Origin of the sequence: Pseudoxanthomonas sp. 22568 (assembly GCF_052044485.1) — a bacterium.
GTDB lineage: Bacteria > Pseudomonadota > Gammaproteobacteria > Xanthomonadales > Xanthomonadaceae > Pseudoxanthomonas_A > Pseudoxanthomonas_A beigongshangi.
The window spans coordinates 161,206-181,167 of record NZ_JBQENC010000001.1; the positions used below are offsets into that span (position 1 = coordinate 161,206).

Below are 19,962 nucleotides of genomic sequence, written 5' to 3' on the forward strand. Positions count from 1 at the left end.
CGCGGGACTACACCAGGCAGGTCGGTTCCTGCGTGCCGAATCCCCGTGCCAGATCCCACACCATTTGCGCCGCGGGTATCGCCTGCGCGCCGGACACGTTCTGGCCGGCCCACAGCGGCGAATAGTCGCCGCTGCCACGCGCCTCGGCCGCTTGCCGCAAGGGCGCCGTGGCCGCGCTTGCGAGCGGAAACGCGGGCGCGTCAGTCGCCATCGGCCCCAGCGTGCGCATCGCGTGGTTGACGATGCCGCGCGCGGGACGTCCGGTGAACACGTTGGTCAGCGCGGTGTGCGCTGCCGCCGGGCTTTGCAGGGCCGCGCGGTGCAGCGGACCGGTATCGGCCTCGGGACACAACAGGAACGCGGTGCCGATCTGCACGCCGGCCGCCCCTAGCGCCATCGCCGCCGCCACGCCGGCCGCGTCGGCGATGCCGCCGGCGGCAATCACCGGACAGCGTACCGCCGCGGCCACCTGCGGCAAGAGGGTGAAGGTGCCGGACTGGGTGGTGAGGTCGTCGGTGAGGAACAGGCCGCGGTGCCCGCCGGCTTCCAGTCCCTGCGCGATGATTGCATCGACGCCGCGCGCCTCCAGCCAGCGCGCTTCCTCCACCGTGGTGGCCGAGGCCAGCAACTTGCAGCCCCATTCGCGCAGCGGCGCGAGCAGCGCCTCATCCGGCAGGCCGAAATGGAAGCTGATCACGGGCGGGTGCAGTTCGCGCACCAGCGCCAGCAGATCGGCATCGAAAGGCCGCCGTCCCGCGCCGGCCGGAAAGGCATCCGGATCCAGGCCGAAGCGGGCGTAGTCGGCGGTGAGTCTGAGCCGCCAGGCGGCTTCACGCGCCGGATCCGGTTGCGGCGGCGCATGGCAGAAGAAATTGAGATTGAATGGCGCTTCGGTCTGCGCGCGGATGGCCGCGACTTCCGCGCGGACGGCGTCCGCTGACAGCATCGCGCAGGGCAGGGCGCCGAGACCGCCGGCCTGGCTCACCGCGACGGCCAGCCGGCTGCCCTGCACGCCGGCCATCGGCGCCTGCAACAGCGGTAGTTCGGTTCCAAGCAAGGTGGCGAGCGACATGGGCGGATGAACTGGCAGCAGGCGTTCAAACAGCTTACTCGCCGGACGCGCCATCTGCGGCGATTATCCGTGCGAGTGTGGGAGAGGCGAGGTACTCCGCGAACGATTTGCGGAGTTCATAAAATTCTTGCAGCCGAGCCCGGGTATCCGAAAGCACGGCGCAGGCGCTCTTGTACTGGGCGTCCAGGTAGGCAGTCACCTCCGTGTCCTCATCGCGCTGGGCAAGGGGAAACTTGACGAGGAATTCATGGATAAGCTCGTTGCGCATCTTCACGATGCGGTCGAACGCTTCGTGGGCCTGTTGCCTTGCCTCGGTGTCGGAATAGGTGTAGCGCGCACTGAAACGGAAATTGTTCTCCGGCAGGGATGCATTGCTGTCCCCTTCCACTTCTCGCTGGACAAGCTGGCGCGTAGCTTGCCCCAGCGTCTGCTTCATGGCGACCTCGACTTGTAAACGGGCTTCCACCGGCAGATCGTCCAAGGCTCCCGAAACTTGGCTTTGGGCCAAATAAAACTTCAGGTTCAGTTCGATCCGCTGGAACACCAGCAGGTTGCGTCCCACCCGCCACTCGATGTCCTGGTCGAGCGGGAGGGACGGCCCGGTCAAGGCTTGTCCACCAACGTATCGGCCCGATACCGCTCGAACGCCGCGATCGCATCTTCGACGGTGACCAGATCCATCACCTCGTCGAACTCGATCTTGGTGCCCCACCTCAACGCGTCGGCAGGTTTGCCCAGGTATTTGCGCGCGGCGGCGTCATAGCGGTCCACGCAGTAGCGGATATCCGAATAGGGGCCGCTGCGGCGCGGATTGCTGGCCGCGTGCAGGCCCAGCACCTTGGTACCGACCGCGTTGGCGATATGCATCGGGCCGGAGTCCGGCGTGACCAGCAGGTCGGCGCGCTCCAGCAGCGCGGGCAACTGCTTCAGCGTGTCCTTGCCGACCAGGTCCAGGGCCGGCGCGCGCATCGCGGCGAGAATCGTGTCGGTGGTGCTGCGCTCCAGATCGCTGCGGCCACCGCACAGGACCACGCGCCAGCCATGGCCGGCGGCGTGATCGGCGAGCGCGGCGTAGCGGTCCGCGTGCCAGTTGCGGCGCACGTGGCTGGAGCACGGGGAAATCATCAGCACCGGGGCGCCGTCCCGCGGCCACTGCGCGGCGGCCCAGTCGCGTGCTTCCTGCGGATAGGGCAGGTCCCAGATCACCTGGTCCTGTTTCAGGCCCAGCGGTTCGCAGAAGCTGCCGATCGCGTCCAGCACATGGATGCCGGGCCGATCCGGGATGCGTTCGTTGATGAAGAGGCCATGCAGGTCCTTCGAGCGCGCGTGGTCGTAGCCGATGCGACGCCGGGCCGGGATGAAGGCCGACAGCACGTTGGCGCGCAGGGCCACCTGCATCTGCAGCAACACGTCGAAGCCGCCGGCCGGCAGCTCCCGGCGCAGGGCGCGCATGCCGGCCAGGCCGCTGCGCTTGTCGTAGGTGTGGAAGGTCACGCCCTCCAGGCCGTCCAGCAGCTTGTGCCCGGCCTTGTCGATGACCCAGTGCAGGCGGGTCCGCGGCCAGTGCCGCTGCAGGGTGCGCACCAGCGGCACCACGTGGGTCACGTCGCCGAGCGCCGACAGGCGCAGCAGGCAGATCGATTGGGGGATGGCGGACAAGAGTTGTTAGACTCGCTGGATGGTCAGTTTCGACGCCACGGAATCCCTGACGCCGTTCCGCGAAGGCCGCGGATACGGTGCGATTCTGTTCGACCGCCAGCACCTGCGGCAAGCCAATCCGGACTGGTTCGTGCCGGAGAAGTGGGGCGATCGCGCCCAACCGGTCGGCGATGGCGGGCGCGGCGGGGCCTGGTTCATCGAAGCGCCGTCCAGCCAGTGCGTGCTGCGGCGCTACCTGCGCGGCGGCCTGGCCGCGCGCGCCAGCCGGGACCGCTACCTGTGGCGAGGCCCGGACAAGACCCGCAGTTTCGCCGAGTTCCGGCTGATGCGCGCGCTGCTGGCGCGCGGCCTGCCGGTGCCGCAGCCGGTCGCGGCCCAATACGTCCACGAAGGCATGTTCTACCGCGCCGCCCTGCTGATGGAGCGGCTGGCCGGGGTGACCTCGCTGGCCGCCCTCGCGCAGGAACTGCGCGCACCCTGGGAAGAGGCCGGCCGGCTGATTGCCCGCTTCCACCGGGCCGGGCTCCAGCATGCCGACCTCAACGCCCACAACATCCTGTTCGACGAGCAGGGCAAGGGCTGGCTGATCGACTTCGATCGCGGCCGCCTGCGCATTCCGGCCACCGGCTGGCGCGAACAGAACCTGGCGCGCCTGCTGCGCTCGTTGCTGAAGCTGCGCGGATCGCGGTCCGGCGAGGACGTGCGCCAGGACTTCGCCCGCCTGCGCCGGGCCTATGATCAGGCCTGGTCACGGGGTTTCTGAGATGGACTGGCGGCTGCGCTTCCATGGCGTGGGCAGTGCGACGGCGGTGGCGCTGGGGTCGGCGATGGCCACGATCGAGCGCGACGGCCGCCCCTGGCTGACCGTCGACTGCGGCGGCGAAGGCCTGACCGCGTTCCTCGAACACTACGGCGAATGGCCGCAGGCGCTGTTCGTGACCCATGTGCACCTGGATCATGTGGCCGGCTTCGAGCGCCTGTTCGTCGGTCACTATTTCGAGCCTTCGCGCCGGGGCCGCGTACGCCTGTACGTGCCCGCGCCGGTGGTGCCACTGCTGCACCAGCGGGTGGGCGAGTATCCCAACGTGCTGGCCGAGGGCGGCGCCAATTTCTGGGACGCGTTCCAGCTGATTCCGGTCGGCGGCGCGTTCTGGCACGAGGGGGTGCGGCTGGAGGCATTTCCGGTGCGCCACCACTGGCCGGAGACCGCGTTCGGCCTGCGCCTGCCCGGCAGCCTGGTGTGGACCGGCGACACCCGGCCGATTCCGGAGATGCTGGCGCGCTTCGCCGATGCCGATGAAGTGATCGCGCACGACTGCGCGCTGCACGGCAATCCCTCGCACAGCGGGATCGAGGATCTGGAACGCGAGTACCCGCCGGCGTTGCTGGCGCGCTGCGTGCTGTACCACTACGCCAGCGCCGCCGACGGCGCGGCGATGCGCGCGCGTGGCCATCAGGTCGCCGAACCCGGGCAGGCGCTGTCGTTGAAGCCGCCGCGCGACGGGATGGAAACACCGTGAACGCGATCCCGCCACCGCCCGAAGACCGCCTGGGCCGGCCGTTGCGCGACCTGCGCCTGTCGGTGATCGAAGCGTGCAACTTCCGCTGCGGCTATTGCATGCCGGCCGATCGGGTGCCGGACGACTATGGGCTGGACGCCGCCTCGCGGTTGTCCTTCGACCAGATCGAAACGCTGGTGCGTGCCTTCATTTCGCTGGGCGTCACCAAGCTGCGCCTCACCGGCGGCGAGCCGCTGCTGCGCAAGGGCCTGCCGGATCTGGTCGCCCGCCTGACCCGCCTGCCGGGCCTGGACGACGTGGCGCTGACCACCAACGGCACGCTGCTGCGCGCGCAGGCGGCGGCATTGAAGCAGGCCGGCCTGCGTCGCCTGACCGTCAGCCTGGATGCGCTGGATCCGGACGTGTTCGCGGCCATGTCCGGCGGCCGCGGCCGCGTGCAGGACGTGCTGGCCGGCATCGACGCGGCGGTGGCCGCGGGTTTCGAGCGGCTCAAGATCAACTGCGTGGTCCAGCGCGGCCTCAACGAGCGGCAGGTGCTGCCGCTGCTGGAACACTTCCGCGGCAGCGGCCACGTGGTGCGCTTCATCGAGTACATGGACGTGGGCACCCGCAACGGCTGGCGGCGCGACCAGATGGTGCCGTCGGCGGAACTGCGCGATCGCATCGCCGCGCGCTGGCCGCTGCATCCGGTGCAGGCCAACTACCGGGGCGAGGTGGCCGAGCGACACGCCTTCGACGATGGCCAGGGCGAAATCGGTTTCGTCAGCTCGGTCAGCGCGCCGTTCTGCGGTGACTGCCACCGGGCGCGGGTGTCGGCCGATGGCCACCTGTATACCTGCCTGTTCGCCAGCGACGGCGCCGACCTGCGCCCGGCACTGGCACGGGGCGAGCACGAGCTGACGACGCACGTGGCCTCGCTGTGGCGCTCGCGCGAGGACCGCTACAGCGAGCAGCGCGGCCAGACCGGCGCCCGCCATGGCCGGCCGGTCGAGATGTACCTGATCGGCGGCTGATCCCGGATGTGCGCCGCCCGCGCCGGACGCTACCATGTGCGGCCTGGACCGCATGTCGACCCATGAAGAAACCGACCCCCGCGCTGACGCACCTCGACGCCGCCGGACGCCCGGCGATGGTGGACGTGTCCGCCAAGCCGGCGACCGCGCGCGAGGCGAGCGCGGAATGCCGGGTGAAGTTCCCGGCCGCCGTCGCGCAGCAACTACGCGCCAATGGCCTGCGCAGCGCCAAGGGCGGCATCGTCGATACCGCCATCATCGCCGGCACCATGGCGGTCAAGCGCACGCACGAACTGATTCCGTTCTGTCATCCGCTGCCCATCGACGGCTGCCGCATCGCCATCGACTGGCATGACGAGCGCAGCCTGGACATCCGCTGCACGGTGCGCACCATCCATCGCACCGGCGTGGAGATGGAGGCGTTGACCGGCGCCACCGTGGCCGCGCTGACCGTGTACGACATGTGCAAGGCGCTGTCGCACGCCATCGTGCTGGGACCGGCGCGCCTGCTCGGCAAGCGCGGCGGCAAGCGCGACGTGGGGACGCTGGCATGAACCGGCGGCTGATCGTGCGTTACTTCGCCAGCCTGCGCGATGCCGCCGGCGTGGCCGAGGAAACCCTGATCACCGGCGCGCCGGATCTGCGCGGCGTCTACGCCGAGTTGCAGGCGCGCCACGGCTTTCGTCTGCCCGTCGCCCACCTGCGCGTGGCGGTGGACGGGGATTTCGCCCGTTGGGAGGACGCACCGCGCGAAGGTAGCGAGGTCGCGTTCATTCCGCCGGTGAGCGGAGGCTGAGCCATGCCGCGTTTTGCCCTGAGCGACATTCCATTCGATCCGGCGCCGCTGCGCTCGGCGTTGCTGGACGAGCGCGCTGGCGCGTTCGCCGCCTTCGAAGGCTGGGTGCGCAACCACAACGATGGCCGCGCCGTGAACGGTTTGCGTTATGAAGCCTATGTGGAACTGGCGGAGAAGGAAGGCGAGCGGATCCTGGCCGAAGCCTGCGAACGGTTCGCCATCCACGACGCGCGCTGCGTGCACCGGATCGGCGAACTGGCCATCGGCGACCTCGCGGTCTGGGTCGGAGTGAATGCCGGCCATCGCGACGCGGCCTTCGCCGCCTGCCGCTGGATCATCGACGAAGTGAAATCGCGCGTGCCGATCTGGAAGCACGAACGCTATGTGGCCGGCGATGCCGGCTGGTTGCACCCGACACCAACAACGGATTGAGGAAAGGATGCTTACGCGGAACAGGGAACAGGGACGTTTGCTGTTGTGGTTGGCGCTGTGCGCGCCGTTGTCCGGATGGTGCGCGGATCTGCTGGTCAGCAACCAGTCCGCCGACAGCGTCTGGCGACTGTCCGCGCAGGACGGTCGCAAGCGCGGGGAATACCGCACCGGCGATTCCCCGCATGAAATCGCGATCTCGCCGGACGGCCGCACCGCGGTGGTCAGCAACTACGGCAGCGAAGTATCCGGCAGCACGCTGTCGGTGCTGGACCTGCACGCGGGCCGCCCAACCCGCACCATCGATCTGGGTACCCACGGCGCGCCGCACGGCATCCGTTTCCTGGACGCCGGGCGCGTGGTGGTCACTGCCGAGGGCAGCGCCAGCCTGCTGCTGGTGGACGTGGACGAAGGCAAGGTGACCCGCGCCATCGATATCGGCGACGGCATCGGCCACATGCTGGCCGTCAGCGCGGATCGTCGCCATGCCTACGTCAGCAAGCTGGGACGCGGCACGGTCAGCCGCGTCGATCTGGTGGCGGGCAAGCTCCTGCTGGAGCGACCGGCGGGCAAGGGCGCCGAAGGCATCGCCCTGCGCCCGGATGGCCTGGAACTGTGGGTCGCCAATCGCGACGAGGGCACCGTGACCGTGCACGATCCCAACACGCTGGCGGTGCGGCGACGCATGTCCAGTCGCGGCTTTCCGTTGCGCGTGGCGTTCACCTCCGATGGGCGCCATGCCTGCGTGGTCAACGCCCGCAACGCCGAACTCCAGGTCTTCGACGCCCGCACCAAGCTCGCGCTGACCCGCGTGCCGCTGACGCGCGAAGGCATGGACATTCGCGACACCGCCCTGGGCCGAGGTGCACTGCCGATCGGCATCACCGTCGATCCGGTGAAACCGCGCGCCTACATCGCGCTCAGTGGCGGTGATCGCATCGCCGTGGTGGACACCCAGAAATGGCAGGTCATCGATTACTGGGTCACCGGCCGCGAACCCGGCGCGGTGGTCCTGTTCCCGTAGAGCGGAGCTCGCTCCGCTTGAACGGTCCGAATGCCGGTGACCTTCCGCCGTCGAGACAAGCTCGGCGCTACAGGGTCGGAAAAGGCGATGACCCCGCCGGTTGACCTCGGCGCCCGCATCAGTCGATACCGTTGCTGCCTTCCGGCCCTGGCGGGGTTTTCAACCTAGCGTCGCGAGGGACCGACGGGGTCACCATAGACAGCGCGCCTTTCGGCGGCGTGCCGAATCCATCCTATCGAGCTGCGCAAAAGCGGCTCGCTCGACTCAAAACCACAACCAATTCAGAAGGTTGCGCCAAAAGAGCGGGAGGACCAGCAAGTCGCGCATTGTCCCATGCGCCACTCGCGTAGGCAAGGATTCCCGTTAGGCGGGAATCCAGGAAATCAGGATGCAGGCATAGAAGTTGTGGAAGGCATGGGTCAACCCTCCCAGCAACGCGGCATCGCGGAAACGCCGGATCAGCGCAAAAGGGGCGGTAAACACGCAGAGCGGCGCCAGGACCACCCATCCCCAGCCGCCCGCGTACCATTCGTGCATGCCCGCAAGCAGCAGGGCCGCCAACAGGGCGGCAAGCCGTCGGTCGAGGCGAGATGCCATCAGTTTGAACGCACCACCGAGCAGCAGGGTTTCCAGCAATGGCGAGAACAGCACGATTCCCGGCCAATCCCAACCGGCGAGTTTGTTGTTTGCCAATGACGTGTCGACTGGAGAAATGCCCAGATACTGCAACACCAACGCTGCTCCTGCCGCCAATGTGAGGGTGAGCAAGGCGAGCAGGGGAGGAAGCGTCAATAACTGGCGAGCGCTGAGAGAAGCGCAATCCGTGCATGCAATACGCCGATGCCAACCCATCATGCTGTCGACCGCCACGGGACAGGACGAAACAGCACCCGGCTTGGCCGGGTGCTGTTTACTTTCCAGAACGTCATCAGGCGCCGTAGGTATTGGACACCAGCGTGGCTTCGCCGGATTGGAACGACGAAGCATCATGGTCCATGTCGGCGATGCCTCTGGCTGCGTCGTAGATCAGATTGGAGATGAAGCCCCAAAACACCTGCCGCAGGCCACCACCGACCACGGCAACCTCTTCCGCTGACAATACTCTCATGACATTTCTCCCGTAACGGCACGACCCCCGTGCCGGAGGATGGGTATCTGGCAGGCGTGGCAGGAGTGACTCGGTTGAATGCCCTGAACGGCCGCAATAGAACACCCATGGGCGGAACCTAGTCCTTTGAAAGATGAGTGGGGAATAGGATTGTTCCGAGACATCAGAACGTTCAACGCGATGGCACAAACCAGACGCACCGGATTTCCTTTCTTCCATGCGCCCAATAAAAAACCCCTGATTGCTCAGGGGTTTCTGAAATCTGGCGGAGAGAGGGGGATTCGAACCCCCGAAGCGCGGTTTAGACGCTTACACACTTTCCAGGCGTGCTCCTTCAACCACTCGGACACCTCTCCGGGTCCCCAGGGACCGGCCGGTCCGCGGGGAGTCGGGCATTCTACGGAATTTCCCCGGGCAGGGCAAAAACATCCGGAGGGTTCACCGGGCCTCGCACTGGACGTCGTAGGCGGAGACGGTGGGCGGCTCGTCGCCGAGCGTGGTCACGTGCAGTTGCGCGCCGTCGGCACGTTCATAGTTCACCGCGCAGAAGCCATAGCCGGTGCCGGAGCAGGTCTCGAATTCGGTCAGGCCCTTGGCGCGATAACCCGCGGCGGCGTCGAAGCGGTCTTCCTCGTCCGTCGCCGCTGGCGGAGCCGGGCGCCAGCCCGCCTTGGCCAGGATCTTCCGGGCTTTCGGGATATCCATGCCACGGAGATTGGGAATCACCAGGTTGCCGCAGAATGTTTCCCGTTCAGCCACCGCCACCACTTCAATGGCGTCCGCGCTGAAGCGGAGGTCGGCCTGGGCCAGGTTGGGGGGCGTCCGGTCGGTGATCCGGACCCGATCCGGCAACGTCGTCCCGGCGACGCCACCAATCGGCCCGCCCACATATTCGTCCTCGGCCGGATCGCCATACACGATGGCCGCCAGCGCCGGGCCGCGGAACACGAACACGTTGCCGTCGGCGATCAGGCAGGTTCCGCTGGTGCCTTCGCCCCCGCGGCTGAAGGCGCCCACGCTGGTATACCCGCCGGCCTGGACCTCGCTGGTGACGTACCAGCCGCGCGCGGCGACGGCGCGGCCGGCCGTGGTCTTCGGTTCGGTGACCTGCATCCGGCAGAAATGGCCTTCCTCCAGCACCTGCGGCTCGCGTGGCGCGGGCAGCGCGTCGCGGGCGGCGATATGCAGGCCCTTGACCTCGCTGCGGACCGCCGGCGCGGCGGCGCTGGCCGAAAAGGCGGTGAACAGCAGGCAGCAGGCGGCTGGAACGGCCCGAAAACGATGGAACATGCGGATCCCTGTCATGGACGCGTCCGGCGTCCGTCCTGGCCGGCAGTGTATCCATCGGTTCCGGCCTTGACCGCGACCGGGTGTGGCAAAATCCACCGATGAGCTATCTCGTCCTCGCCCGCAAGTGGCGTCCGAAGCGCTTCGCCGAACTGGTGGGGCAGGAACACGTGGTCCGCGCGCTCAGCAACGCGCTGGACACCGGCCGCGTCCATCACGCCTTCCTGTTCACCGGTACCCGTGGCGTCGGCAAGACCACGATCGCCCGCATCTTCGCCAAGTCGCTGAATTGCGAGAAGGGCACCAGTGCCGATCCCTGCGGCCAGTGTGCGGCCTGCCTGGACATCGACGCCGGCCGCTACATCGATCTGCTGGAAATCGACGCCGCGTCCAACACCGGCGTGGACGACGTCCGCGAGGTGATCGAGAACGCGCAATACATGCCCTCGCGCGGCAAGTTCAAGGTCTACCTGATCGACGAAGTGCACATGCTGTCGAAGGCGGCGTTCAACGCGCTGCTGAAGACGCTGGAAGAGCCGCCGGAACACGTCAAGTTCCTGCTCGCCACCACCGATCCGCAGAAGCTGCCGGTGACGGTGCTGTCGCGCTGCCTGCAGTTCAACCTCAAGCGGCTGGAAGAGCCGCAGATCGCCGGCCAGATCGCCAAGATCCTGGGTGCCGAAGGCATCGAGGCCGACGACGGCGCGATCCGCCAGATCGCCAAGGCCGCCGACGGCAGCCTGCGCGACGGCCTGTCGCTGCTGGATCAGGCCATCGCCTATGCCGGCGGCGCGCTGCGCGACGAGGGCGTGCGCACCATGCTCGGCACGGTCGATCGCACTCAGGTCGGCGCGATGCTGGAGGCGCTGGTCGAAGGTGATGGCGAACGCCTGTTGCAGGTGGTCGCCGCGCTGGCCGATTTCTCGCCCGACTGGGATGGCGTGCTGGAAGCGCTCGCCGAAGCGCTGCATCGCATCCAGGTGCGCCAATTGGTGCCCGGCGCCGGCCAGGACGGCGAGGGCGTGGATGCGGATAGATTCGCATCGCAACTGCGGCCGGAAGTGGTGCAGCTGTGGTACCAGATGGCCCTCGGCGGACGTCGCGATCTGCCGCTGGCGCCCAGCGCCCGCGCCGGTTTCGAAATGAGCGTGCTGCGCATGCTGGCGTTCCGCCCGGCGCCCGCGACGGGCGAGGGCAAGGGCAAGGGCGAAGCCGTGCCGACGACGCGGCAAGCGGCGTCGATGCCCGCCGCGACGACGAGCGCCGCTTCCAAACCTTCGGAAACCGCGCCCGTGCGCGCGGTGGCCGACCAGGCAGCCCCCGCCGCCACACCGCGACCCGCTGCCGCGCCGATGCCCGCGCCGGCCGCCGATGACGACACGCCGCCGTGGCCGGTCGAACCGCCGCGCGCCGTGTCTTCCGCGCCGGCGGCGATTGCGCCTTCCCAGGCGATGGCACCGCCACCATCGGCACCGGCCCCGGTCGCCGCAACCCCGACATCGGCGCCGAAGCAGGAAGCCCATCCCGCCGATCGCGACTTCGCCTTTTCCTCCGACATCGGCATCACCAACGCCGATGTATGGATGCACTTCGCCAGCAACAGCGAACTGAAGGGCGCCACCCGCCAACTGGTCGAGAACGCGGCGTTCGTCGGCTACGACAGCGGCGTGCTGCAGCTGTCGCTGGATCCGGGCTTCGACTACCTGCGCTCGGAGCGTTCCGTCCGCGATCTCGGCGACGCCATCGCCCAGCGCTACGGCACCGCGCCGAAGATCGTGTTCCAGGCCGCGCCGGCGGGCTCGGAAACGCTGCGCCAGCGCACCGACCGTGAACGCGGCGAACAGCAGATAGCCGCCGAGCAGGATTTCATGAACCACCCGGACGTGCAGCGCCTGATCGAGCAACACGGCGCGAAGGTCGTACCGGATTCCATCCGTCCATTCGAAGAGTAAGCACACATGCGTGGAAACATCGCCCAACTCATGCAGCAGGCGCAGAAGATGCAGGAAAACCTGCAACGCGCCCAGGAAGAGATCGCCAAGCTGGAAATCACCGGCAACGCCGGCGGCGGCATGGTCAGCGTGACCCTCACCGGCGCCAAGGAGTGCCGCAAGGTCCGCATCGATCCGTCGCTGCTCGGTGACCAGGAAATGCTGGAGGATCTGGTGGCCGCCGCCTTCAACGACGCCTCCAACAAGATCGACGTCGAATCCAAGTCGCGCATGGGCGCGCTGACCGCCGGCATGCCGATGCCGCCGGGCATGAAGCTGCCGTTCTGAGCCCACGGATGGACGACGTGCCGACGGGTTTCGATGAACGCCCGCCGCGCGTGAACCGCTTCCGACGGATGCATGCCATGCCGCCCGCCGCGCCGGGCGGCTTCTTTTCCTTCGCACGTCCATGTCCCAGTCCCTGCTCGAACAACTGATCGAATCCCTGCGCGTGCTGCCGGGCGTGGGCCAGAAGACCGCCCAGCGCATGGCCTACCACCTGCTGGAGCGCGAACGCGAGGGCGGCAAGCACCTGGCCGAGACCCTGTCCGTGGCGCTGGAGCGGATCGGGCATTGCAGCCAGTGCCGCGATTTCACCGAGGGCGAGATCTGCGCGATCTGCGCCAGCGGCAGCCGCGATCGACACCTGCTGTGCGCGGTGGAATCGCCCGCCGATCGACTCGCCATCGAGCAGGCCACCGGCTATCGCGGGGTGTACTTCATCCTGCAGGGCCGGCTGTCGCCGCTGGACGGCATCGGCCCGCGCGAACTGGGCCTGGAACAGCTTGGCGAACGCCTGAAGCAGGGCGAGATCAGCGAGCTGATCATCGCCACCAATCCCACCGTGGAAGGCGAGGCCACCGCGCACTACCTCGCGCAGCTGGCGCGCCAGCACAACGTCAAGCCGAGCCGCCTGGCCCACGGCGTACCGCTGGGCGGCGAACTGGAATACGTGGATCGCGGCACCCTTTCGCACGCCTTCGGCTCGCGCAGCGAGATGCACTGAAGCATTTCCCGCCCTGTCTTGTGGGAGCGACGTAAGTCGCGATAGCTCTGGTCGGTTTCGTCCGCTTCACCGCAATCGCGACTCACGTCGCTCCCACAATGCATCGATGTCGACCGCCAGGCACTATGCTTGCACCCACCCCATCCCGGACCGCGCCATGACCCAGAACGACACCCTGTTCGGCAAGATCCTCCGCCGCGAGATTCCCGCCACCATCGTCTACGAAGACGATGAGGTGCTCGGTTTCAAGGACATCGCACCGCAGGCGCCGGTGCACGTGCTGTTCATTCCCAGGCACGTGCTGATTCCCACCATGGACGACCTGCTGCCGGAACAGGCCGCGCTGGTCGGCAAGCTGGTGCTGGCGGCGGCCGAATACGCGCGCCGCGAAGGCTTCGCCCAGGACGGCTACCGGGTGGTGATGAACTGCCGCGAACACGCCGGGCAGACCGTGTTCCACCTGCATCTGCACCTGCTGGCCGGCGCCCCGCTGGGCCACTTCGGCGTCCCCGGTCGCTGATCTCCCACGCGGTGCCCACCGCAAGCCGTCATTCCAGCGCAAGCTGGAATCCATGTCCGCGCGACGCCCGGACACTCGGCGTGGCTCCCCCTCCCGGGAAAATGGATTCCGTCATTCGCTGGAATGACGAGAAAAGGGGCAGTCCAGTGATGTAGGACACGACCAAAGAAAAACGCCGCTCGATGAGCGGCGTTTTTGCATCCGGCCAATCCTCAGGCCACGGGGGCGATCACCACCAGCCCCAATAACCCCAGCGCGGTCCCCAGTAGGGACCCCAGAACGGGTCATAGAACGGCGACGGACGCACTTCGACTTCGCGGACTTCCGGCCACAGGTAGACCACGTCGGCGTCCACCCTCGGCAGGCGGTAGTCGTACTCGCCGATGCGGGTGTTCTCGTAGCTGTTGATGCGGCCGACGAAAGTCACTTCGCGGCCCGGCGCGAACACGGCCGGATCGTAGAAGCCGGAGCGGCAGGCGAGGAAGCGGCCGTCGGTCGCGTCCGGCGCCGATTCCATCGGCCGGCCGGTGGCGTTCAGCGGACGCGAGACCAGCTGGAAGCAGGTGCTGTCCTGGCCTGGCTTGGTTTCGATGATGCGGCCGCCCCAGCGCACCTGCGAACCCACTTGCGCGCCGGCGACGGCATCGCGCGGCGTGACCGGGGTGAAGGTGCCTTGCAGTGGTTGCGGGGCGGTGGCGCAGGCGGCGAGGGCCGCGACGGCGCCGGCTAGCATGAGGTGACGAAGTTTCATGGAAATCTCCTTCAGGGCCGATGGCGGCGCAGGTCGCGAACCAGCGCGGGAATGTCGCTCACGGCGGCAGCGTAGCGCGCCTCGGCGAAACGTTGGCTGAGCGGCACCAGCACCGCGCCGGCGGCCGGATGGCTGGCGGCGACCCGCCGCGCCCAGTCCAGCGCCGGCTCGTGGGGCTGGCGGCCCAGTCCGATCCGCGCGTAGCGCGCGCCCAGCGCGTGCCAGGCCCGCAGCAAGGGATCGCGCTCGCGTTCGCCGCGGGCCAGCAACCAGGCCATCGCACCCACGGCAAGCAGCGCGGCCAGCGCGAACAACGCGCCCAGCCGGCCGCCGTCCAGCGGAGGAAGACCCAGCGCCCTGAGCATGTGCTGCTGGCGGCGGGCGTCGAAACCCAGCACCAGATCGTTCCAGCCGCGCCGCAGCCAGTCGCCCGCGTCGAACAGCGGATTGCGCTGGAACACCGCGCCGGTGTCCGCGCCCAGGCGATCTTCCAGCGTGTCGAAGATCCGCTCCGGCGCCACCGCGGCGGTGGGATCCACCCGCACCCAGCCGCGTTGCGGCAGCCACACCTCGCTCCAGGCATGCGCATCCATCTTGCGCACGATCCAGTAGTCGCCGAAACGGTTGCGATAGCCGCCGGCGTAACCCACCACGACCCGCGCCGGAATGCCCGAGGCGCGCATCAGCGTGGTGAACGAGGAACTGAAATGCTCGCAGTACCCGCGCTGCTGGTCGAACAGGAACTCGTCGACCGCGTCGCGTCCGGGCAGCGGCGTATCCAGGGTGTAGCCGAAGTCGCGCCGGATCCATTCCAGCGCGCGGCGCACGATGGCCAGATCGTCGCCACCGGCTTCGCGCCGCCACCGCGCCGCCAGCGCGTGGGTCCGCGGATTCAGGCCAGCCGGCAACGCCAGCGCGCGCTCGCGCAGCGGCGTGGGCAGCCGGGTATCGAAGCGCGACGGTGGCGCCGAAGCCACGCGCCAACGGGTAACGCCATTCATGGGCTGAGTGGCCACCAGCGCCCGATCCCGATCCAGTTGCGCATCGGCGGGCGTGGACACCGGCAGATCCAGCGCCACCAGCCAGCGCTGCTCGGTCGGCTCCACCATCATCTCGTAGTCCCAGCGCGGTGCCTGGGCCGACTCCGCCGGCGCCGCCGGCGCCGCCGGCAAGGTCGCGATCCACGGCGAGCGCGTCCACTCGCGACCGTCGTAGTCCCACAGCACCAGTCCGCGCCAGTACATCTCCTCCGGCTTCGGCACCGCGCCGAAGAACTGCACGCGCAGGGCCGGGTTGTCGTCGGCCATCAGGTCCAGCCAGCCGCCCGGCGACATCCGATCGGACAATCCCGGCTGGGCCAGTGCGCGCTCGGGCACGCCCCAAAGCGGGGAAGGAAAACGCGGGAAGAACCAGAACGTCGCCAGCATCAGCGGCAATCCGATCAGCAGCAACCGGCCCACCCGCCACAGGCGCTGGCGCAGGGACACGCGCGGCATCGGCGCATCGGCTTCCGCGTCGGCCAGTTGCGACAGCGCCAGCAGGCCCGCGGCCACGCCGAGCGCGGCCAGCAGCAGGGTGAGCGGTCCCTGGTCCAGCAGGAACGCCGAGAACGGCGCGAACAGCGCGAATCCCAGCAGGCTGCGCGCATCGCGCAGGCTCACCGTCTCCGCCGGCTTCAGCGCCAGCATCGCCGCCAGCAGCGCGCAGCCGGTATCGCGGCCGAAGCGCATGCCCATCACCGCCAGCACCGCGCCGATGATCAGCAGCGCCAGCAGCAGCCGCAGCGGGCCGGGCAGCGCGCGCCGCCAGGACAGCGCGGTGGTCGCCACCGCCAGCGCGCCGATGCCGGCCGCCACTCCGGCCGGCAACTGGATCAGCAGCGCCAGCAGGCACAGTCCGGTCGCAAGCAACGCCCACAGGCGACTGCCGGCGTCCAGCGTGCTGGCGCGGGGCGCGGCGGACTTATCCATGCGGCAACAACGCCAATGCGCGCAGGCAGGCATGCCGGTGCGCGGGGCCGCGCGAGGGCCCCAGCGCGACGTCGCCGGGCAAGCGAAGCCGGTAGCGGCGGCCCTCGCGTTCGGCCAGATCCACCCAGTGGGCGAGTCGGCGGATGCGTTGTTCGCCCGGCAGCGCGGCCAGCGCCGACCAGGCCAGATCCACTTCCAGGCCCACCGGCTGCTCGAACTCGCGCACCAGCAGGTGCTCGCGCCGCGCGGAGGGCTTCCAGGCAATCGCGCGCAACGGATCCCCGGCGCGGTAGGCGCGCAGATGATGCACGTCGTCGCCGCTGGCCTGGCGTCGGGCGCGGCTGCCGCCACCCTCCGAGTCGGGCAGGGGAGGACCGTTCGGTTCCGGCGACGGATACACCAGCAGCCACTGGCGCGGCCAGAACCAGGCCCAGGCGCGCGCCAGGCCAAGCGGTTGCGTGGTCCAGATCTCCAGCCGCTCCGGATCCAGCCAGCCGCGGCGGGTCGTGGGCAGGATCAGTTCCGCCACCACCGCGTCGCCGGTGATCACCGGCACGCCGCCGGCGATCTCCAGGCACGACAGCCGCAATCCGCGACGCTCGCGCTGATCGCGCGTGGACAGCGCCACCTGCACCCGCAGCGGTTGCCCGGCCGGCACCGGTTCGGCGGACACCGCGTCCAGCTGCAGGCCGGACAGTTGCAGGTGCGCGGCGATCAGGCTGGCCAGCCCGGCCGAGGCCAGCAACAGCGCCAGCAGCAGTGCCGGGTTGTTGTTGTAGTTGAGCGCGCCGACCAGCATGGCGGTCACCAGCACCGCATAGAACAACCCGAAACGCGTGGGCAGTACATACACCCGGCGGCGGTCCAGCCGGGCCGGCAGGGGCTCGGACTGGCGCGGCCGCGCGAACCGCGACAGGCGCCGGCGCAACCGTTGCCGCAGCGTGTCCGCCATCGACTCAGTCCACCGCCACCGCGTGCAGGATCGCCTTGGCCAGCGCGGCGGTCGAATCGGCTTCCGCCTCGGCGACCAGCCGGTGCGCGGCCACCACGCCGAACAGCGCCTGGATGTCTTCCGGCAGCACATGCGCGCGGCCGAGCAGCAGCGCATGCGCGCGTGCCGCGCGCAGCAGCGCGATGCCCGCGCGCGGCGACAGGCCCACGCGCACGCCCGGATGATGGCGGCTGCGCGCCAGCAGCGCCTGCACGTAGACGATCAGCGCGTCGCTGGCGTGCACCTGGTTCACCGCCGCGCGCAGCGCCAGCACGTCGTCCGAACTCAGCACCGGCAGGGTCTGCGCGATCAGCGCGCGCCGATCCTCGCCGGCCAGCAGCGCGCGTTCGGCATCCGCGCCGGGATAGCCCAGCGCCAGCCGCAGCAGGAAACGATCCAGCTGCGAGTCGGGCAGGGGATAGGTGCCCGACAGATCCACCGGATTCTGGGTGGCGATCACGAAGAACGGATCCGGCAATCCATGGGTCACGCCGTCCAGCGTCACCTGGTGCTCGGCCATCGCTTCCAGCAGCGCGCTTTGCGTGCGCGGCGGCGCGCGGTTGATTTCATCGGCCAGCAGCACCTGGGTGAACACCGGGCCGGGATGGAACTGGAACTGCCGCGCCGCGCCGTCGTAGACCGACACGCCCAGCACGTCGGCCGGCAACAGATCCGAAGTGAACTGCACGCGCTGGAAGCCCAATCCGAGCGTGGCCGCCAACGCGTGCGCCAACGTGGTCTTGCCCAGGCCCGGCAGGTCCTCGATCAACAGGTGGCCGTCGGACAGCAGCGCCACGAACGCCAGCCGCACCTCGTACGCCTTGCCCAGCACCAGTGCATTGACTTGTTCCTGCGCGCGCTTGAGGGCATCGCGAAGGGCATCGGATAGCATAGGCGGCGTGGGCGTGGTGGGCATCGCGTGCTCGGGACCTGACCGTTGGGATGAAGAGGAAGTGTAGCGGCATGCAGGACGTGGCAAGCGCAAGGAAAACCTTTCTGGCGGTCTGGCTGATCGCATCCGTGATCAAGGTCGTGATCGCGGCCCGCCTGCCGCTGTTCGTCGACGAGGCGTTCTATTGGCAGGAAGGCCGCCACCTGGCCGCCGCCTACTCGGATCTGCCCGGCCTGACCGCCTGGCTGACCCGGCTGGGCACCGAACTGGGCGGTCAGCACCGCCTGGCCCTGCGCGCGCCGTTCCTGATCATGGCCGCGCTCATTCCCTGGCTCATCGCCCACATCACGCGCCGCTGGTTCGACGAGGCCGCCGGCTGGCAGGCCGGCACCCTGACCGTGCTGATGCCGCTGTCGGGCACGCTGGGCCTGCTGGCCCTGCCGGACGTGCCGATGGCGCTGGCGGCGGTGCTGTGCCTGGATGCGGGTGCGCGCCTGCTGCGCGAGATCGACGCCACCTCCGCCGCCGAACTCGCGCTCGGACTGGCCATCGGCGCGCTGAGCCATTACCGCTTCCTCGGCGTGATCGGCGTGGGTTTCGTCGCCCTGCTGTGCCTGCCGGAAGGACGCCGCATCCTGCGCGACCCGCGCATCTGGATCGCGCTGGCGGTCGGCGTCGCCGCGTGGGCGCCGCTGCTGGCATGGAATCTGGAATATGCCGACGCCGGTCTGCGCTTCCAGTTGGTCGATCGCCATCCGTGGTCGTTCCAGCCCACCGGCGCCTGGTTCGTGATCATCCAGGCGTTGATGGTCACGCCGCTGCTGTTCGCCGCATTGATGATCGCGGGCTTCCGCGCCAGCCGCGGGACCGCCGACGTGCCCTCGCAATGGCGCTACTTCGGCCTGCTCGGCATGGCCTCCACGCTGGGCTTCTTCGCGCTGGGTTTCTTTGCCGACGTCGAGCGGGTGAGTTTCCACTGGCCGTTGCCCGGCTACCTGGCGCTGATCCTGGCGGTGCCCGCGCTGATCGCCGGCTGGCCGCGATTCTGGCGGCGCGCGCTGTGGATACTGGCCGGCGTGGGCATGGTGGCGATGCTGGCCTATTACCTGGTGGCCTCGGTGCCGTCATGGCGCGAGCGCTTCGCCGCCGAAAAGTACTACCCCTACAACTTCGCCGGCTGGTCGCACCTGGCCCGCGCCGTACGCGAGGAACGCGCGCGCCTGCCGGCCGACACCACGCTGCTGGCCGGCAGCTTCAAGGTCGGCGCGGAACTGGGCTTCGCGCTCGACGATCCGGACATCCGCGTGCTCGATCATCCGCTCAACCGCAAGCATGGCCGCGCGCCGCAGTTGCAGCTCTGGAAACTGCAGGACGACGGCACCCGCGACACGCCGGTGTTGCTGGTGATCGGCCAGGGCGACGTGCAGTACAAGCATCTGCTGGACTACTACCACACGCTGTGCGGGCAGGTCGGGCCGCTGCCGCCGCCGCGCGTGGTCAACATCGATCACGGCCACCAGCGTTTCCTGTTGTTCGCCTTGCCGAAGGAAAAAGCGAAGGGCGCCTGCGTGGCGCCGGCGATGGCCTGGATCGACGCACCGGTGTCGCGCGCCGGCGTGTCCTCGCGCTTCCCCGTGCAGGGCTGGGCGTTCAAGGAAGGCGTGGGCCTGAAGGGCGTCGAAGTGCTGATCGACGGCAAACCGGTGGCCAAGGCCGAATACGGCAGGTCCGAGCCGGGCGTGGCCGCGTTCTGGCGCATCTCCAACGATCCGCAGCACCCGCGAGTCGGGTTCCGCGCGGACGTGGATGCGTCGGCCCTGTCACCGGGACGCCATTGGCTCGGCCTGCGCCTGCACGGCAACGACGGCAGCGTCGAGGACTGGGAAGAGCAGCCGATCGATATCGAGCCTTGACTGGGCGGATTGCGAGAGCG

The 19,962-nt window shown here is 68.9% G+C and carries 22 protein-coding genes, 1 tRNA gene and 1 other RNA gene; 12 read left to right on the plus strand and 12 right to left on the minus strand.

Translation table 11 applies throughout. The features are described 5' to 3' along the window. Positions 1-7 precede the first annotated feature (7 nt). The 3 genes from ACTJI2_RS00845 to ACTJI2_RS00855 are packed head-to-tail and all read right to left on the minus strand — an operon-like array spanning position 8 to position 2,722. On the minus strand, positions 8-1,072 hold the full coding sequence (locus tag ACTJI2_RS00845; RefSeq protein WP_440840760.1) for an NAD(P)H-dependent flavin oxidoreductase: 1,065 nt from the start codon (positions 1,070-1,072) through the stop codon (positions 8-10). Positions 1,073-1,106: 34 nt separating this feature from the next. Continuing rightward, positions 1,107-1,679 (minus strand): hypothetical protein, encoded by a 573-nt coding sequence (locus ACTJI2_RS00850; RefSeq protein ID WP_440840761.1) that lies wholly within the window; start codon positions 1,677-1,679, stop codon positions 1,107-1,109. Beyond that, positions 1,676-2,722 (minus strand): glycosyltransferase family 9 protein, encoded by a 1,047-nt coding sequence (locus tag ACTJI2_RS00855; RefSeq protein WP_440840955.1) that lies wholly within the window; start codon positions 2,720-2,722, stop codon positions 1,676-1,678. Before ACTJI2_RS00855 ends, ACTJI2_RS00850 begins: the two co-directional genes overlap by 4 nt. Before the next feature lie 28 nt (positions 2,723-2,750). Between ACTJI2_RS00855 and ACTJI2_RS00860 the strand changes: the two genes are divergently transcribed. The 7 genes from ACTJI2_RS00860 to ACTJI2_RS00890 all read left to right on the plus strand — a co-directional run bounded on the left by ACTJI2_RS00860 (position 2,751) and on the right by ACTJI2_RS00890 (position 7,513). Next, the gene (locus ACTJI2_RS00860) at positions 2,751-3,494 is read left to right on the plus strand and encodes a 3-deoxy-D-manno-octulosonic acid kinase (RefSeq protein WP_440840762.1); all 744 of its coding nucleotides are present in this window, start codon (positions 2,751-2,753) and stop codon (positions 3,492-3,494) included. Between the two features lies 1 nt (position 3,495). Continuing rightward, positions 3,496-4,251 carry an MBL fold metallo-hydrolase gene (locus tag ACTJI2_RS00865; RefSeq protein ID WP_440840763.1) on the plus strand — a complete coding sequence of 252 codons (756 nt, stop codon included), beginning with the start codon at positions 3,496-3,498 and terminating at the stop codon, positions 4,249-4,251. Continuing rightward, entirely contained in the window at positions 4,248-5,264 is a 1,017-nt protein-coding gene (gene moaA, locus ACTJI2_RS00870; protein ID WP_440840764.1) for a GTP 3',8-cyclase MoaA, read from the plus strand. The genes ACTJI2_RS00865 and moaA overlap by 4 nt, the downstream gene beginning before the upstream one ends. A gap of 62 nt (positions 5,265-5,326) precedes the next feature. Further along, positions 5,327-5,818, plus strand: a complete 492-nt coding sequence (moaC, locus tag ACTJI2_RS00875; RefSeq protein ID WP_440840765.1) for a cyclic pyranopterin monophosphate synthase MoaC — start codon at positions 5,327-5,329, stop codon at positions 5,816-5,818. Further along, positions 5,815-6,060, plus strand: coding sequence for a MoaD/ThiS family protein (locus ACTJI2_RS00880; RefSeq protein ID WP_440840766.1), 246 nt, complete (start codon positions 5,815-5,817; stop codon positions 6,058-6,060). The genes moaC and ACTJI2_RS00880 overlap by 4 nt, the downstream gene beginning before the upstream one ends. A gap of 3 nt (positions 6,061-6,063) precedes the next feature. Beyond that, a complete protein-coding gene (locus ACTJI2_RS00885) occupies positions 6,064-6,492 on the plus strand; it encodes a molybdenum cofactor biosynthesis protein MoaE (RefSeq protein WP_192198819.1) in 429 nt (142 codons plus the stop codon). A 7-nt stretch (positions 6,493-6,499) separates the two neighbouring features. Next, positions 6,500-7,513, plus strand: coding sequence for a YncE family protein (locus ACTJI2_RS00890; RefSeq protein ID WP_440840767.1), 1,014 nt, complete (start codon positions 6,500-6,502; stop codon positions 7,511-7,513). Positions 7,514-7,603: 90 nt separating this feature from the next. Here the strand turns inward: ACTJI2_RS00890 and ffs are convergent. The 5 genes from ffs to ACTJI2_RS00915 all read right to left on the minus strand — a co-directional run bounded on the left by ffs (position 7,604) and on the right by ACTJI2_RS00915 (position 9,911). Continuing rightward, an RNA gene (ffs, locus tag ACTJI2_RS00895) (signal recognition particle sRNA small type) lies at positions 7,604-7,700 on the minus strand. A gap of 176 nt (positions 7,701-7,876) precedes the next feature. Next, positions 7,877-8,245: a hypothetical protein gene (locus ACTJI2_RS00900; RefSeq protein WP_440840768.1), complete on the minus strand. Its 369-nt coding sequence runs from the start codon at positions 8,243-8,245 to the stop codon at positions 7,877-7,879. 196 nt (positions 8,246-8,441) lie between these two features. After that, positions 8,442-8,621 (minus strand): hypothetical protein, encoded by a 180-nt coding sequence (locus tag ACTJI2_RS00905; protein WP_318287394.1) that lies wholly within the window; start codon positions 8,619-8,621, stop codon positions 8,442-8,444. Between the two features lie 263 nt (positions 8,622-8,884). Beyond that, positions 8,885-8,977 (minus strand) — tRNA-Ser (locus ACTJI2_RS00910). Between the two features lie 82 nt (positions 8,978-9,059). Next, a complete protein-coding gene (locus ACTJI2_RS00915; RefSeq protein WP_440840769.1) occupies positions 9,060-9,911 on the minus strand; it encodes a hypothetical protein in 852 nt (283 codons plus the stop codon). Positions 9,912-10,009: 98 nt separating this feature from the next. Between ACTJI2_RS00915 and dnaX the strand changes: the two genes are divergently transcribed. From dnaX to ACTJI2_RS00935, 4 genes are all read left to right on the plus strand, one after another. Further along, the gene (gene dnaX, locus ACTJI2_RS00920) at positions 10,010-11,860 is read left to right on the plus strand and encodes a DNA polymerase III subunit gamma/tau (protein WP_440840770.1); all 1,851 of its coding nucleotides are present in this window, start codon (positions 10,010-10,012) and stop codon (positions 11,858-11,860) included. Between the two features lie 6 nt (positions 11,861-11,866). Beyond that, on the plus strand, positions 11,867-12,187 hold the full coding sequence (locus tag ACTJI2_RS00925; protein ID WP_440840771.1) for a YbaB/EbfC family nucleoid-associated protein: 321 nt from the start codon (positions 11,867-11,869) through the stop codon (positions 12,185-12,187). A gap of 121 nt (positions 12,188-12,308) precedes the next feature. Then, a complete protein-coding gene (gene recR, locus ACTJI2_RS00930; protein ID WP_440840772.1) occupies positions 12,309-12,905 on the plus strand; it encodes a recombination mediator RecR in 597 nt (198 codons plus the stop codon). Between the two features lie 157 nt (positions 12,906-13,062). Then, positions 13,063-13,425 (plus strand): histidine triad nucleotide-binding protein, encoded by a 363-nt coding sequence (locus ACTJI2_RS00935; protein WP_183637660.1) that lies wholly within the window; start codon positions 13,063-13,065, stop codon positions 13,423-13,425. A gap of 229 nt (positions 13,426-13,654) precedes the next feature. Here ACTJI2_RS00935 and ACTJI2_RS00940 read toward each other — a convergent pair whose 3' ends face one another. The 4 genes from ACTJI2_RS00940 to ACTJI2_RS00955 are packed head-to-tail and all read right to left on the minus strand — an operon-like array spanning position 13,655 to position 18,053. Then, entirely contained in the window at positions 13,655-14,176 is a 522-nt protein-coding gene (locus ACTJI2_RS00940) for a Slp family lipoprotein (protein WP_183637658.1), read from the minus strand. A gap of 11 nt (positions 14,177-14,187) precedes the next feature. Further along, the gene (locus ACTJI2_RS00945; RefSeq protein ID WP_440840773.1) at positions 14,188-16,146 is read right to left on the minus strand and encodes a transglutaminase TgpA family protein; all 1,959 of its coding nucleotides are present in this window, start codon (positions 16,144-16,146) and stop codon (positions 14,188-14,190) included. Next, on the minus strand, positions 16,139-17,086 hold the full coding sequence (locus tag ACTJI2_RS00950) for a DUF58 domain-containing protein (RefSeq protein WP_425504703.1): 948 nt from the start codon (positions 17,084-17,086) through the stop codon (positions 16,139-16,141). The genes ACTJI2_RS00945 and ACTJI2_RS00950 overlap by 8 nt, the downstream gene beginning before the upstream one ends. Positions 17,087-17,102: 16 nt before the next feature. Further along, positions 17,103-18,053, minus strand: a complete 951-nt coding sequence (locus ACTJI2_RS00955; RefSeq protein ID WP_141456294.1) for an AAA family ATPase — start codon at positions 18,051-18,053, stop codon at positions 17,103-17,105. A gap of 47 nt (positions 18,054-18,100) precedes the next feature. Between ACTJI2_RS00955 and ACTJI2_RS00960 the strand changes: the two genes are divergently transcribed. Next, complete coding sequence (locus tag ACTJI2_RS00960) at positions 18,101-19,942, plus strand: ArnT family glycosyltransferase (RefSeq protein WP_440840774.1); 1,842 nt, start codon at positions 18,101-18,103, stop codon at positions 19,940-19,942. Positions 19,943-19,962: the final 20 nt, after the last annotated feature.

Bases quoted from the DNA above. Each gene is read 5' to 3' on its own strand.
- ACTJI2_RS00845 (WP_440840760.1), bottom strand. From the start codon at position 1,072: ATGTCGCTCGCCACCTTGCTTGGAACCGAACTACCGCTGTTGCAGGCG.
- ACTJI2_RS00860 (WP_440840762.1), top strand. From the start codon at position 2,751: ATGGTCAGTTTCGACGCCACGGAATCCCTGACGCCGTTCCGCGAAGGC.
- ACTJI2_RS00865 (WP_440840763.1), top strand. From the start codon at position 3,496: ATGGACTGGCGGCTGCGCTTCCATGGCGTGGGCAGTGCGACGGCGGTG.
- moaC (WP_440840765.1), top strand. From the start codon at position 5,327: ATGAAGAAACCGACCCCCGCGCTGACGCACCTCGACGCCGCCGGACGC.
- ACTJI2_RS00880 (WP_440840766.1), top strand. From the start codon at position 5,815: ATGAACCGGCGGCTGATCGTGCGTTACTTCGCCAGCCTGCGCGATGCC.
- ACTJI2_RS00885 (WP_192198819.1), top strand. From the start codon at position 6,064: ATGCCGCGTTTTGCCCTGAGCGACATTCCATTCGATCCGGCGCCGCTG.
- ACTJI2_RS00890 (WP_440840767.1), top strand. From the start codon at position 6,500: ATGCTTACGCGGAACAGGGAACAGGGACGTTTGCTGTTGTGGTTGGCG.
- ACTJI2_RS00905 (WP_318287394.1), bottom strand. From the start codon at position 8,621: ATGAGAGTATTGTCAGCGGAAGAGGTTGCCGTGGTCGGTGGTGGCCTG.
- ACTJI2_RS00915 (WP_440840769.1), bottom strand. From the start codon at position 9,911: ATGTTCCATCGTTTTCGGGCCGTTCCAGCCGCCTGCTGCCTGCTGTTC.
- dnaX (WP_440840770.1), top strand. From the start codon at position 10,010: ATGAGCTATCTCGTCCTCGCCCGCAAGTGGCGTCCGAAGCGCTTCGCC.
- ACTJI2_RS00925 (WP_440840771.1), top strand. From the start codon at position 11,867: ATGCGTGGAAACATCGCCCAACTCATGCAGCAGGCGCAGAAGATGCAG.
- recR (WP_440840772.1), top strand. From the start codon at position 12,309: ATGTCCCAGTCCCTGCTCGAACAACTGATCGAATCCCTGCGCGTGCTG.
- ACTJI2_RS00935 (WP_183637660.1), top strand. From the start codon at position 13,063: ATGACCCAGAACGACACCCTGTTCGGCAAGATCCTCCGCCGCGAGATT.
- ACTJI2_RS00940 (WP_183637658.1), bottom strand. From the start codon at position 14,176: ATGAAACTTCGTCACCTCATGCTAGCCGGCGCCGTCGCGGCCCTCGCC.
- ACTJI2_RS00945 (WP_440840773.1), bottom strand. From the start codon at position 16,146: ATGGATAAGTCCGCCGCGCCCCGCGCCAGCACGCTGGACGCCGGCAGT.
- ACTJI2_RS00955 (WP_141456294.1), bottom strand. From the start codon at position 18,053: ATGCCCACCACGCCCACGCCGCCTATGCTATCCGATGCCCTTCGCGAT.
- ACTJI2_RS00960 (WP_440840774.1), top strand. From the start codon at position 18,101: ATGCAGGACGTGGCAAGCGCAAGGAAAACCTTTCTGGCGGTCTGGCTG.